Source organism: Bacteroides sp. K03 (assembly GCF_019734355.1).
In the GTDB taxonomy this organism is placed as follows: domain Bacteria; phylum Bacteroidota; class Bacteroidia; order Bacteroidales; family Bacteroidaceae; genus Bacteroides; species Bacteroides nordii.
The window spans coordinates 204,183-218,034 of the sequence record NZ_JAASHC010000002.1; the positions used below are offsets into that span (position 1 = coordinate 204,183).

A 13,852-nucleotide genomic window follows, 5' to 3' on the forward strand; every position below is an offset into this window, starting at 1 on the left:
TTTCTGATCTGACAGGAAACCTCTATATTTACGCCACGCATTTATAAACGAAGACAATTATGATAAATCAAGCTAATACACAAGAATACGATGTCCTCCTCCAAATATGGGAAAGAGCAGTACGAAGTTCTCACCACTTTCTATCCGAAGAAGATATACGGTTTTATAAGCCCTTAGTACGCCATGAATATTTTCCGGCGGTACAACTCTACACGATCCGTAATCATTCCGGACAGATAACCGCTTTCATGGGATTGAGTGACAGCCTCATCGAAATGTTGTTTGTAGATCCTGATGAACAGGGACATGGATATGGCAAACAATTAATAGAATTTGCAATACGCCAAAAACAGATACATAAAGTAGATGTGAACGAGCAGAACGGGCAGGCACTCCGATTCTATCAGAACAGAGGGTTTGAAATCATCAGTCGGGACGATCTGGACAGTACGGGAAAACCATTCCCAATTCTGCATATGCAACTGAAAAACATCCGGTTAAGAAAAGCAGAGCCTGAAGACATTTGTGCCATGCATGCTACGTTTGAACAAAGTGTTCTCAACACCTGTTCGCTGCACTACACCGCTCCACAAATCCGTGCATGGCTTGAAAGAGCAACCCCGGAACGTTGGAGGGAACTACTTCAAAGTGATTTGTATTTCATACTCGCCGAAGAGACGAAACACTTCCAGACAGTTGGTTTCACCTCTATCAATGCCAACGGCTATCTGCACAGTATGTTTGTTCACCCGCAATTCCAGCATCAGGGCATAGCTTCTCTCCTTTTACGCCAAGCAGAAGAGTATGCTCGTCTCCATCAGGCAGTGTCTATCCACTCAGAAGTCAGTATTACCGCTCACCCTTTCTTTGAAAAACAAGGATATATAACAGAAAAAGAGCAGATAGTATCTATAGGCGATATTAAAATGACTAATTTTGTGATGTATAAGAGTTTGTAAGTTTGCAAGTTTGTGAGTCACAATATGAGAGTATACAACTAAAAAACTCATAAACTAAAGAACTAAAAAACTTATTTTTTATAGTTTTGTGTCCTGATAATCCAATAAAGACTTTAAATGTCAAAATTAAAATACCTGACTCTTCTCTTTGTCTGCCTGCTGGCCTCATCCGGTTTGCATGCCCAATTCATGGACTATGGTTCAGACCCCGCCCGGTTCAAATGGAATATAGTCCGATTGCCTCATTATAACCTGGTTTATCCGCAAGGAACAGATTCCATGGCCTACCGCTATGCCCTCTACCTGGAAAATGCTTATCCGCACATACAAAAAACAATCGGAAAACCCATAAAGGCAAAGTTTCCCGTTATCCTGCACCCTGCCAATATGATATCCAACGGCATGGTATCGTGGGCTCCCCGCCGTATGGAGCTCATCACTACTCCATCTTCTGATTTAGGTATTCAAAGGTGGGATAAACATCTGGTATTACACGAATCCCGGCACGTATTCCAGACAGGAAAAGTAATGCGTGGCATTTTCAAGCCATTCTATTATCTGATAGGCGAACAGGCTGCGGGAGTTGCTGCATTCTTCCTACCAGTGTGGTTTCTCGAAGGTGATGCCGTAGGTACAGAAACAGCCATGTCCAACGGAGGCAGAGGACGATTGCCTGAATTCAATATGGCTTACCGGGCACAAATGCTGGGAGGAAACAAATTCTACTCTTTTGATAAATGGCTGTTAGGTTCATACAAAAACTATACCGGTACATATTATGCACTGGGATATGATATGACTTCCTATGCCCGTCAGCGTTATGGAAGTGATATTTGGGATAAAAGTACAACCCGGTATACCGGTAATATACTTTTTGAAGGATCATTTAAACACTACACGGGAAGTAGTTTCAAACGACTCTATCACGACACATTCGACTTTTTAAGGGAAGGATGGAAAAAACAGGATACGGCTGTCATTGTTCCGGCATATCTGTCACCCGACAATAAAACCTACACATCTTACAGGTATCCTTTGGCTATCAATGACTCTGTTGTGATAGCTGTCAAATCGGGACTGAAAGATATTAATTCTTTAGTAGCCATCAGCAATGGAAAAGAAAAACGGTTGAGCTATATAGGCAGTATCAACAGCCGGTTAGATTTCCACAACAATCGTATCTACTGGACAGAAATAGTTCCGGGTATCCGCTGGACCCATGAAAACTATTCCGTACTGAAATACTACGATCTGGATAAAGACCGGATAAAAACGGTTGCTCCCCGCCAACGTTACCTCGCTCCTTCTATTGATAAAAACGGACAGATAGCCGCAGTTTCGCGAAGCACAATTGCCGGAAAGAATCAGCTTGTATTAGTCAACCTGGAAGATGGAAAAGAACTCCGGTCTTTTGACGTTCCGGAGAATGCGTTCATCAAGGAACTGACATTCGGAGCGGATGACAAGATTACTGCAATAACCGTTACGGATGCAGGAATCACTCTATTTCAATTTGATCCTTCCTCCGGTATATGGAAAGAACTACTACAAACCACCTCTGTCAATGTCACTTCACCAATCTGGAAGGACGGAAAAATCTATTTTGAATCGGGCGCCAACGGTACTAACAATATATATTGCTTAAACCCGGCAAATAATCAGGTATATCGCCTGACTAATGCACGATTCGGGGCATTCGATCCCTCATTTTCCAGATCGGACAATCGCTTATTCTTTGCCGACTATCAGGCAAATGGATACCGGATTGCTTCATTACCTGCAGACAGCCTGTTGTTTGAAAGGACCGATTTCGGGAAACCCGTCTCTATGCCTTTCACAGAGACATTGGCTGCACAAGAACAATTCAACCTTGACTCTGCGCGTCTGGAGGCAGTCGATTTCCAACCGGAGCGTTATCGGAAAGGAGTACATACATTCAAAATCCACAGCTGGGCCCCATTCTATTATGATGTGGCAGAAGCTATGAATACCAGTGCTTCGGATCTCAGCACAATTGTTAAGCCCGGGGCTACAATCATGTCTCAGAATACGCTGAATACTGCCATCATGCAGGCAGGCTGGTATTATCACAAAGGGTATCATCACGGAAAATTATCTTTTACCTATCAAGGATGGTTCCCGGTCATCGACCTTGCTGCCGATTATGGCGACAAGGCTTTTAATATGGCCTGGAAAAAGAATGAAAAGGGACAGGCTGTGACCCAAGGATATTATACCAACCGCAATCTGCTGGAAGCTGAAGCTCGTGTCTATCTCCCCTTTAATCTGACACGAAATCAACGGATCAGAGGTATACAACCAGCATTCACTTACTATTTTACCAATAATAAGTACCAGGAATACAGTACGCAGAAGTTTCGTAACTTTCAATACATCCTGCCGGAAGTCCTGTTCTATAATTACAGACGAAAGGCCCAGCGGGATATTCTTCCCCGGAACGGTTACCAGCTTCGGTTACAGTACCTGATGACACCCTTCAATACAGAAAATTATGGAAGTCTGTATGCTGCCCGGCTTACTACTTACTGGCCCGGCATTGTACGCAACCATGGCTTAATGCTCCGCTTCGGCTATCAGTATCAAGACCTGGACAACAAAGCATTGTATCTTCCCAAACACTTATTGGAAAAGCCACGCGGATATAATTTTCAATATCAAACCCAGCAACAATGGGCTTTCAAAGCTGATTATGCTCTTCCTCTCCTGTCACCGGATCTAAGTATCGGACCATTGATTTACATCCGCCGATTACGTGCTAACCTCTTCTACGATCTGTCACGCAATCAAGCCAGCCGTAAGAGCGCATGGACTACACAAAGCTCTTACGGTGCCGATCTTATATTCGACTGGAATGTATTACGCATGAGCTATCCACTTACTACCGGAGTACGATTAATTAAACCGATTGATTATGGAAACTTCCAGGCTGAAATGTTGTTTTCAGTTAGTTTCTAACGGATATTCTTTTTGAAAGAGTTAAAGTTAACCTCAACGACAGGAACCTACTTAAAGAAAATTAATGAAGCAATCCTGCAAAGATTAATAACCTATCTTTGCAGGCGTAAACCATAAGATAACAAAATGAGAAAATTACTTTGTCCCCAGTGTAAAATCGCTGGCATGTATGTTAAAAATGAACAAGGCGAACGCCTGTTAGTATATATTACCCAAGAAGGAACAGTGGTTCCCAAAGATGCAGAAGCTTCAACAGAAGGATTTGATATGACAGAAATATATTGCCTGGGATGTTCCTGGCACGGTTCTCCCAAGCGTCTGACTAAATTTTAATCACTTTCTTTTAGCTATAACTCTACAAGGCAAACCGCTCATCTCTGCAAAATTCATAGGATATGTATTGGCTATAAATTCAGCAGACTTCTCATCGCCAACCAATAACTGTCCCAAACGGCAGAGATTTTCTATGATAAAAACTCCTTTATCAGCACAATACTGGTCTTTAGGTGTATGCTCTTTCCCTCTTCTCACACCGGCAAAATCAATTCCTATTATAGAAATATGTCTGTCCAACAATCTCTCTATCAGTTCATCCGACAATTGCGGATGTTCTGAGAAATAGGCTTTACTACCATAACTTTCCCTTTCAATATATCCGCTATAAAAAGAAACAAACATATCGGGCCTCACTTTAGAAAGATCAATATCCTGCACCTCTATATCCCTGCCGGATATGGAACTCACATCAAAAACGATAGCTTTTCGTTCCGTATAGTTCAAAGGGAATTCTTTATTCATCACATCAAAATGAGTGCCTAAATGTCCTGTAAAAGCCTTGTTCTCATTACCCTGTGCATCTTTTATCATCTTCGGAGTGACCTTCAGTGTCAAATCAACCAATCTACTATTGTTACCTTCCCCCTGTTCAGGTACATTTTCAATCTTCCGAACCGAATCATTATAGAGTTCCTGCTTCAACCGTCTCAAATAAGGAGAAAACGCTACATTCTCTGCTCCATACTCCAGATTGGCAGTATATTCCAAAGGAATCCAGGTAGAGATATCCGCTTCATTGTGTTGAAGGATAGCTTCCATTTTATCCAAGGCCTTATATATCTTTGCTTCCAGCGTTGCAAGTTCCCCCATCTCCCGAAACAACGGCAATAGTTTATCCCGATAAAAAGGAGGTAGCGTATCAAACAACTCCTCAATCTTACGGTCTTCAACTTCTTCGTCTTTTTGCGTTTTATAGAAAGCAGGAATATCTCCTGTAATAGCCTCGCCCAAATCATGAAGAATACACATCTGAATCACTTTATTCATATCAGCCTCAGGAAATTCATCCTGTACAAAATATGCCAGTAAAGTAAGTCGCCAACTATGCTCAGCTACGCTCTCATGGCGATAGGTTGATGTCCACGAATGGCGTGTATTACACTTTAGTCTCTCGGCAACAGCCATAAAGTTGATAAGTTCTCTGGGTTCCATACGCATTTCTGTCTTTTAAAGAAACAAAAGTAACGTTTTTATGAGGTACAACAATAATTACTCCTATAAAATCACTTTTTTTATACTTCCTATTGAACAAAAAAAATCCCTTTGCGTTTATATTATGCAAATCAGCCTGAAGCTCTTTATGCATATGTGAATATCCATATCGCAGCATTCGCATGCCTCCCCGGCATAGACAGGTAAGATTGCATAGTAGTTTTGTCGTGTTTTATTTTGTGTTTGTGTTGTGACGGTGCTGCGATGTGAATCGGGGTACCGTTTTTTTATATGCTTTCCGTGAAAGTCCTCTTCTCTCAATAATACTATATCTATCTTTAATATTATAAAAACGGACAAGCAAAAGAAAACGAATAAAATGTTTCATAACAGAAAAAATTCATAATATCGTATTTTCAACTCTCTTCTCACGATTAATCAGAAAAAAACTCTCACATCCTTTTATCAATAAAATCTTATACCTATATTTGTAATTTTAAGAAAACTAATCTCTAATATATAATTTCAGAAAATAGGATAAAGCTATGCCTTTATATAAAAACACCTCTACTCAGTTATCCAATCTAAAAGAAAAACCTTTCAAATTGGAGCGTGAAATACAGCGATTATTTGAAAATAATCTATCTGCCATCATGGGACTTGAATTAGTAAAATCGGAATTTACGATCAAGAATAAACGTATTGATACGTTGGGATTTGATCCGCAGAGTAAGGGGTTTGTCATCATTGAGTACAAGCGAGAACGAAATAGTAGTGTTTTTGACCAAGGACTTACTTATTTAAGTTTAATGCTCGCCAATAAAGCTGATTTTATACTAGAATATAACGAGAATAAGCAAAGGAGTCTAAAAAGAACGGATGTGGATTGGTCGCAATCGCGCGTAGCATTTGTTACGCCAAGCTTTACTGAAAATCAAAAAGAGGCTGTAAACTTCAAAGACTTGGCTATCGAACTTTGGGAGATAAAACGATATGAAGGTGAACTCATTTTTATCAATCCCATCCACAAAACAAATGCTACAGAGAGTATCATGCCAATTTTACAAAGAAGCCCAAAGTATCAACAGATCTCTAATGAAATAAAAGCGTACACTGAAACAGAACATCTACAAGGAAAATCGGACCACATTGTAGAACTATATGAGAAATATAAAAACGCAATCCTTAATCTCTCAACAGATATTGAGGTAAAACCACAGAAACTTTATGTTGCTTTTAAAAAGAACAATAGTAATTTTTGTGATATAGAAGTACAAAAGAATAGTTTGAAAATATTTATCAACATGAGCAAAGGCAAACTTGATGATAGTAAATCATTGGCGCATGATGTATCTACTGTAGGGCACTGGGGAAATGGAGACTATATGATAAAAATAGAGAGTGATGTGAATCTGGAATATATAATGAGTTTAGTAAAACAAGCCATTGTATAAAATAAGAAAATAACACACAGTACAATAATGAATAAGAGTTAGTTCTCCAAAAGTATGTCTGTTATTACTAAGATTATTACGTAAATTAAGGTCAACAATAAAAGAGCTATGGATTTCGACAAAGTCACCAAAGAAGCAGTAATACATGCTATATCAGATATTGATAAAAATGGCATTCCTAAAAATGCAAATTCATCTACGTACGACGTCCTATATGATAATAAAAGATATCCACCAAAACTTATAATGGAATATGCATATAAATATTCTACTGGAACACAAATCAGCAGAAAAGATTTTGAAGGTGGAAACAAAACTATTTGTTTCAATAGGTTAAGAGCATTAGGGTTTACTATTGTTTCTAAAAAAAATGACTTTAATTTCTATGACACCCTAATCAAGTTTATAGAACAGTCTAAGACCAATAACTTAAAGACTCAAGGTTACAGAAATGAGATAGAAGATTTGTCTATTGCAATCAGTTTTGGAAAAGGGAATATTGCCCGGATACCATGGATTTCATTTTTATATGATGGACAAACAACTAGCCATGGAATTTACCCTGTATATCTTTATTATAAAGAATATGATATACTTATTTTAGCGTATGGTTTAAGTGAAACTATTCCACCAGAAATTAATTGGAGTTTCGATACACCACCTGAAACTATTTCTGACTTTTTCCAGAAAAAAGGAATTAAACCTAAACGTTATGGAAGTTCCTATATATTCAAGAGTTATAATATTAATGATTTAGATCCAACAATTATTAATGAAGACTTATTGGGAATCATACAATTCTATAAAAAACAAATGATTATACAGACAGAAACACCTAATACTAAAATGCAAAAGATTAATCTTCAGACCCACATAGACTATCATTCTATTCCAACTCACTTACGGCAATATATCACCGCTATCAAATCGAAGCCTTTTGTTCTACTTGCTGGAATCTCAGGTACAGGCAAATCTCGCATCATTAGACAATTGGCCTATGCAACTAGCAACGAAGATCCCGAAAAGACACAAAAACCGTTTAATTATGAAATTATATCAGTACGTCCTAACTGGCATGATTCCTGCGAACTATTAGGATATGTGACACGCGTATCTGGTCATCCTGAATATATAGTAACCGATTTTTTGAGATTTATAGCAAAAGCTTGGTTCTATGAGGAAACTCCCTTTTTTCTCTGTCTAGATGAAATGAATCTTGCCCCTGTAGAACAATATTTTGCAGAGTACTTAAGTGTGATAGAAAGTAGAAAATTAAGAGATAACAAAATAGTAACAGACACCTTAATTCCCCCTTTGATCACTTGGGATAAAACTGACCAGAAAACAAATGTATCAGATCAAATATTGAAGGAACTATTTCATAACTTCTGGACTAACGAAGGATGGAACGATTCTGCTGTAGCTACTAAAATAGAGAAACTGAAAAAACAATTTAAAGAACAGGGTATTTCGATTCCTCAAAACTTGATTGTGATGGGAACTGTTAATATGGATGAAACGACTTATAGCTTTAGCCGCAAAGTACTAGATCGTGCCATGACTATTGAAATGAATAATGTAGATTTAAAAAGTGGTCTCAGTAGAACAAAGGATACTATAATTCCTATCCCTGCAAAAGCATTTTTACCCGAAGCTGTTGAAGGATATGATGTATATGAAAATAATATAGAAGTATGCGATTCGATCATCGAATATCTCAAACAAATAAATAAGAAATTAGAAGAAAGTCCATTCCAAATAGCTTATCGCACACGCAATGAATTTCTGCTCTATATATTGGCTAACCTACCTTATCAAGGAACAAACACACAGGAACAGTGTATCGCTCGTGCACTTGATGAAATTACTTGTATGAAAATACTAAGTCGTATCGAAGGAGATAAGAACAAGATAGGTACAATACTTGATGATTTATACGATATCATACAAAAACAAATTGAAAAAGGAGGAATCAAACCAGAAGATTCTATCTCCTTGAAAAAGATAAAGAGAATGAAAAACAAGCTAGAAATGGCTTATTATTGCGATTTCTGGAGTTAATCTCTAAATACAAAATGGAAGAACTGCTTAGATTAGATCATCCCGACTATGAACTAATGGTTTATTGTCCTTCTTATAATAAAACATATAAGAAAGCACAGACTTGCATGCGAGTAGGACAAAATGATGAGGCACTTTACTCTATATATAAATGGGATAATAATGCCTCTTTGCAAATTAATGGAGAGCAGTTGAAGCAAGAGAAAAAATACCGTTCTATCTTTTTTGAAAATACTGATTATCAATTTTGGATAAGTTTTAAAAAGAAAGAAGTTGAAGATGCTTGGATTAATACTCCCTTAAAAAGTATTCAGGACAACTTTATGTTTAATCAGAATAATCGAGTACTTTTTGGACACCTAAACTATGGCAATGATATCGGTAAAGCAGAAATCAATATAGATTATAAACTAAAGAATGGGAAGATAAAACATTCACAACTCTGTTATGATGTTCTTTCCATTAAACTAAACTATCATAAAGATCTAAAGAAGATTATAAACGATATTGAAAAAGAATATCGAATGCTATCTATCGACTTTTTAAAGAAAACATATCATACTTTCGGAGTTGATAATACAGGAGAAACTCCAGATATTATTTGGTGGAATCTATTTAAAGATATTCAACATAACTTCATACAGGCAGTAAAAAGTATCATTGATAAGCCAAGGAATCAACTTGTACAACGAGAACTTTATTTAAGAGCTGATCAATTAAAACATCTAAGTCCACAACATGAAATGCAATTGGCAGAGCATCGCCAAAATCGAACCCATCTATATCGTACCGAAGTACCTTCAATTAGTATAAATACAGTAGAAAACCGTTTTCTGAAATATTGCGTAAACGTCATCTTAGAAAAATTCTCTGATTTAAAAAATAGAATTATTAAGGGATACAAGCAATTATCAGAAAAATATATTGCTAGTCTGAATGATCAAGAACATGAACTAAAGAGATTGGCTCATCATCCTTTATTTAGAACAGTAGGTGAATTTCATGGATTTACACAAGAGTCATTAGTTTTAAAGCAAGCTACTGGTTATTCTGAAGTTTATCATGATTGGATATTGCTTAGTTGTGGATATGATTTAAAAGAGGGAGCAAACAGTCTAGAACTAAAAGATATAGCCAAACTATATGAGATATGGTGTTTCATTGAACTTAAAAATATAGTCAAAGAATTACTTGGAAATGAGGTAGAAACCAATTATTCAAAAAAGCCAGAAAAGAAATTCATCACTCAACTAGGAAAGGGAGAATTATCAAAGGTAATATTTTCCAAGCATAATATTGAATTAGCCGAAATTTGCTATAATCCCAAAAACAATATTGAGAATCAAGATCAACAAGTAACTATCATTCCACATACTGCATCGTATACTGTATCTCAGCAACCAGATATTATACTGCAACTTACTAGACGTGATATAAAACAAGGTATAAAATTAACTTACCTATTTGATGCCAAATACAGAATAGAAAACACTAAAAATAATGTGGACACTCCACCAGACGATGCTATCAATCAATTACATCGCTATAGAGACGCTATTTTTTATAAGGATACAACTACAAATCAACTAAAAAAAGAAGTCATTGGAGGATATATTCTTTTCCCTGGAAATGGAGAAGATAGTGCTGTTGAAAAAATGAATTTTTATAAATCCATTGAAAAAGTAAATATAGGTGCATTTCCTTTACGCCCACAAGATAATGAGAGTAAAGAACTACTAAGAAAGTTTCTCAAAAAATTAATTTGGGAATGTCCAACCTATCAGATTCTAGAACAGACTTTTTCTCATAAAGAGATGATGTTAACTTTTAGTAAACCCGGAAGTATTTTATTAGTACCCATTTCTAAGGGACACTCCTATTTCAAAGATTTTAAAGAACGAAATACAGAAATACATTATTATTTTGGAAAGATCAAGATGGGAGGTGTTTATGAACATTTGAATTTTCAGAAATATGATTATTTTGTCCCAATAATCGAGGGAAAAATTAGAGACATGTATCGGATTGAATACGCATCTATAAGACATCGCAATGACATCCCAGGTATCAAAACAAAAGAAAATGTAAGTCCTACAGATTTTAGAGTTTACATGAAACTGACCTCTCCATCCTATTTAACAGGAGTGAAGCAGTTCGTTCCTATCCGATACTCCAATATTGATTATAAACTTTTCTTCAAAGAATATGATTCAATAACAGAGGTTATCAAAGAAATCTTATAGATTCAATCAAATAACAGAGCGATACGCTCTCAACTTAAAATTAGAATTATTATGATGACACTATCCAATTTTGAGAACTTTGTACCTCCACATATATGGATGCGAGGAGAGGAATACCTTGAAAGTGGTACAGTTACCGAACTGGAAGAAACAGAACCGGGTGAATGGATTGCGCAAGTAGAAGGAACAAAGGATTATGAAGTAGAGGTTTCTATAGAAGGCAAAGAAATTGTATATTGGGATTGTGATTGTCCGTATGATGGTGATATTTGCAAGCATGTAGTAGCCGTAATATTAGTAATTCGTGAAAACAAATCCAAAGAAAAACGTTTCCTGTCTGCTAAAGAAGTAAAGATCATGGAGAAACAAAAGAAAATATCGAAAGACACTAACGTAAAAGACATATTATCTTTCATTTCACCGAAGCAATTATCTAACTTCATATTGGAATATGCTTCCGGACATCCTGAATGCAAACAGGCGTTAATAGAAAAATTTCTCCCTGCACGGAACACAACGAATAAAACAAGTCTGGATTACCGGACAGAAATACAACAATGTTTCAACGTACCTTATAGAGAAACCGAAAATAGATACGGAAGATATCACGGACCAGAGACTGATTGGAACAAAGTGTCCTGTTACCTGGACGGTTATCTGAAAAAAGCAGAATTACTATGTGAACGACATAATTTTGCGGATGCTGCTTCAATTGCTTTGCAAATTTTACAATCTATTGGTGAAAACTATATAGAACAAGAATTACTGTATCATGACGGAATGGCTATTATTAATTTCTGTGACAGTTCAGGAAAAATACTAATGAATATAATCAAACACTCTGATGCATCCGCTACATTAAAAAAAGAAATTCTGAAGGAAGTCAGACTAATAGAAAAATTATCAGCTTACAGGGAGTATGACATTTATGATATAGAACAATTACTGGAACTGATAACATTAGAGACACAAACGAAAGAGGAGGCTTTATCATATGTGAATCAATTAATTGAAGAAAGAAAAGACAGTTGGGAACTTTATAAACTAATTGAACATAAAGTCGATATTTTACGTGCACTGCATCGTGAAGAAGAGGCACAAGCCACCATAAAGTTTTATCTCTACCTACCGGAAATCAGGAAACAGGAAGTAGAACGCTACATTGAAAACCAACAATATGATGAAACGATAAAAACACTGAATGAGGGAATACAAATAGCGCAAAAGAAAGGAGAGTTGGGAACGATAAAAGAATGGCTGGAATATAAACTGTCGATTTACGAGCAGACAGAAAATATTCCAGACCTTATAGATGCATGTAAAGAGCTGTTTATATTAGAAAACGGTGATCTTGCCTATTATCGCAAACTGAAAAAGTACGTGGCAAAAGAAAAATGGAAAACATTTTTAAATGCAATGATGAAGCAAACGAAATTCATCAAATATTATTTTGGGGGACAATGTAATGAAGCAGATATCTACGCAGAAGAAGAAGATTATGAAAGTCTGCTAAATTTGTTGTCCGACACATCCCACAGATCAATAGAGGCATTGCTCCATTATGCCCACCATCTGACAGAAATCTACTCCGGTGAAATTCTGCAACTTCTCCATAAAAGTATTTGCAAATATGCAGAAGAGAATGTAGGCAGAAACCATTATGAATACATTGCCCGAATTCTGAAAGAAACGATAAAACTGAAAGGTGGTAAAGCACTGGTACAGGAGATTGTTGAAGAATTCAGAGTTACCTATAAACGACGCCCAAGTATGATGGAAGTTTTAAGAAACTTCTGAGAAGGAATTTGTCCATCGCAAATAAAGAGACACAATCATCCAGGTTGTGTCTCTATCTTTATTACTTTATCAAACCGCTTATCAATACACGCACTCAGATCGGTCGTGACAAACTTCCCATTATAAAAAAGAGAAAATATTGTGGCCGGTGTAGGAGCTGTCTGTGCTTGTTCCAGAGTTTGTAACTTCACTATTTTCAATGGGATTCCCTTACTTTCAGCTACGTTTACCAAGGAATTACGAACATGATATTCCGCAAACGGACAACGATTGGTATAATAAACGACTACCCCATCTTTATCCTCACATTCTCCGGTTGACACACACACTTTAAACGAAGGGTTCAATGCATCCGGATTTATCTTCAGGACTAAAAGACTAAATCCGTAAGGAAGTTTATCTACAGTCTCAAACCCTTGTTTCAAGAGCCATTTTGTATCACTCATAAAATGAAATTTAGATGTACCGGCTACGGTAACCAGACCATGTTTTCCCTGTTCTTTTGCATCGTCAATGGCCGATTGCAGCAAAGCCTTACCATACCCTTTTCCCTTGTATTGTCCTGACACCCAAAAACAGTTTATCATTAAATAACCGGGAGCATCAACAGGTATCCATGCTTTTTCGGCAGGCACATATTCTATAAACACTTTAGCACGCTCATCAAGGCGTCTGAAAACAAATCCATTATCAAACTCTCTTTTCAACCACTCTTTTTTCAACTCATAACTTTCTTTACATTTTTTATCAGAGAAGGCACAACAAATATGCTCAGTCTCTATGTTTTCCTTTGTTAGAGTAAGATATTTCGTTTCCATATTTATTTTATTTTATTGGTATATGCAAAAATACGCAATTCATAATAACATAGCAT

Annotated in this window: 9 protein-coding genes; 7 read left to right on the forward strand and 2 right to left on the reverse strand. The window is 36.7% G+C overall.

Annotated features, from left to right (window positions below; genetic code table 11):
• The first annotated feature begins 59 nt into the window (after nucleotides 1–59).
• From HCG69_RS01935 to HCG69_RS01945, 3 genes are all read left to right on the forward strand, one after another.
• Nucleotides 60–959 (forward strand): GNAT family N-acetyltransferase, encoded by a 900-nt coding sequence (locus HCG69_RS01935; RefSeq protein WP_221648638.1) that lies wholly within the window; start codon nucleotides 60–62, stop codon nucleotides 957–959.
• A gap of 117 nt (nucleotides 960–1,076) precedes the next feature.
• A complete protein-coding gene (locus HCG69_RS01940; protein ID WP_221648639.1) occupies nucleotides 1,077–3,935 on the forward strand; it encodes a hypothetical protein in 2,859 nt (952 codons plus the stop codon).
• Nucleotides 3,936–4,061: 126 nt separating this feature from the next.
• Complete coding sequence (locus HCG69_RS01945) at nucleotides 4,062–4,268, forward strand: hypothetical protein (RefSeq protein ID WP_025867890.1); 207 nt, start codon at nucleotides 4,062–4,064, stop codon at nucleotides 4,266–4,268.
• On the opposite strand, the gene HCG69_RS01950 is transcribed toward HCG69_RS01945, so the two are convergent.
• Nucleotides 4,269–5,423, reverse strand: a complete 1,155-nt coding sequence (locus HCG69_RS01950) for an HD domain-containing protein (protein WP_255585281.1) — start codon at nucleotides 5,421–5,423, stop codon at nucleotides 4,269–4,271.
• 545 nt (nucleotides 5,424–5,968) lie between these two features.
• Between HCG69_RS01950 and HCG69_RS01955 the strand changes: the two genes are divergently transcribed.
• The 4 genes from HCG69_RS01955 to HCG69_RS01970 all read left to right on the forward strand — a co-directional run bounded on the left by HCG69_RS01955 (nucleotide 5,969) and on the right by HCG69_RS01970 (nucleotide 12,978).
• The gene (locus HCG69_RS01955; protein ID WP_221648640.1) at nucleotides 5,969–6,877 is read left to right on the forward strand and encodes a DUF5655 domain-containing protein; all 909 of its coding nucleotides are present in this window, start codon (nucleotides 5,969–5,971) and stop codon (nucleotides 6,875–6,877) included.
• Between the two features lie 108 nt (nucleotides 6,878–6,985).
• On the forward strand, nucleotides 6,986–8,938 hold the full coding sequence (locus HCG69_RS01960; protein WP_221648641.1) for an MrcB family domain-containing protein: 1,953 nt from the start codon (nucleotides 6,986–6,988) through the stop codon (nucleotides 8,936–8,938).
• A gap of 14 nt (nucleotides 8,939–8,952) precedes the next feature.
• Nucleotides 8,953–11,181 (forward strand): restriction endonuclease-like protein, encoded by a 2,229-nt coding sequence (locus tag HCG69_RS01965; protein ID WP_221648642.1) that lies wholly within the window; start codon nucleotides 8,953–8,955, stop codon nucleotides 11,179–11,181.
• Between the two features lie 51 nt (nucleotides 11,182–11,232).
• A complete protein-coding gene (locus tag HCG69_RS01970; protein WP_221648643.1) occupies nucleotides 11,233–12,978 on the forward strand; it encodes an SWIM zinc finger domain-containing protein in 1,746 nt (581 codons plus the stop codon).
• Nucleotides 12,979–13,013: 35 nt separating this feature from the next.
• Here the strand turns inward: HCG69_RS01970 and HCG69_RS01975 are convergent, their stop codons facing one another.
• Nucleotides 13,014–13,796, reverse strand: a complete 783-nt coding sequence (locus tag HCG69_RS01975; protein WP_221648644.1) for a GNAT family N-acetyltransferase — start codon at nucleotides 13,794–13,796, stop codon at nucleotides 13,014–13,016.
• Nucleotides 13,797–13,852 lie beyond the last annotated feature (56 nt).

Bases quoted from the DNA above. Each gene is read 5' to 3' on its own strand.
- HCG69_RS01935 (WP_221648638.1), top strand. From the start codon at position 60: ATGATAAATCAAGCTAATACACAAGAATACGATGTCCTCCTCCAAATA.
- HCG69_RS01940 (WP_221648639.1), top strand. From the start codon at position 1,077: ATGTCAAAATTAAAATACCTGACTCTTCTCTTTGTCTGCCTGCTGGCC.
- HCG69_RS01945 (WP_025867890.1), top strand. From the start codon at position 4,062: ATGAGAAAATTACTTTGTCCCCAGTGTAAAATCGCTGGCATGTATGTT.
- HCG69_RS01950 (WP_255585281.1), bottom strand. From the start codon at position 5,423: ATGGAACCCAGAGAACTTATCAACTTTATGGCTGTTGCCGAGAGACTA.
- HCG69_RS01955 (WP_221648640.1), top strand. From the start codon at position 5,969: ATGCCTTTATATAAAAACACCTCTACTCAGTTATCCAATCTAAAAGAA.
- HCG69_RS01960 (WP_221648641.1), top strand. From the start codon at position 6,986: ATGGATTTCGACAAAGTCACCAAAGAAGCAGTAATACATGCTATATCA.
- HCG69_RS01965 (WP_221648642.1), top strand. From the start codon at position 8,953: ATGGAAGAACTGCTTAGATTAGATCATCCCGACTATGAACTAATGGTT.
- HCG69_RS01970 (WP_221648643.1), top strand. From the start codon at position 11,233: ATGATGACACTATCCAATTTTGAGAACTTTGTACCTCCACATATATGG.
- HCG69_RS01975 (WP_221648644.1), bottom strand. From the start codon at position 13,796: ATGGAAACGAAATATCTTACTCTAACAAAGGAAAACATAGAGACTGAG.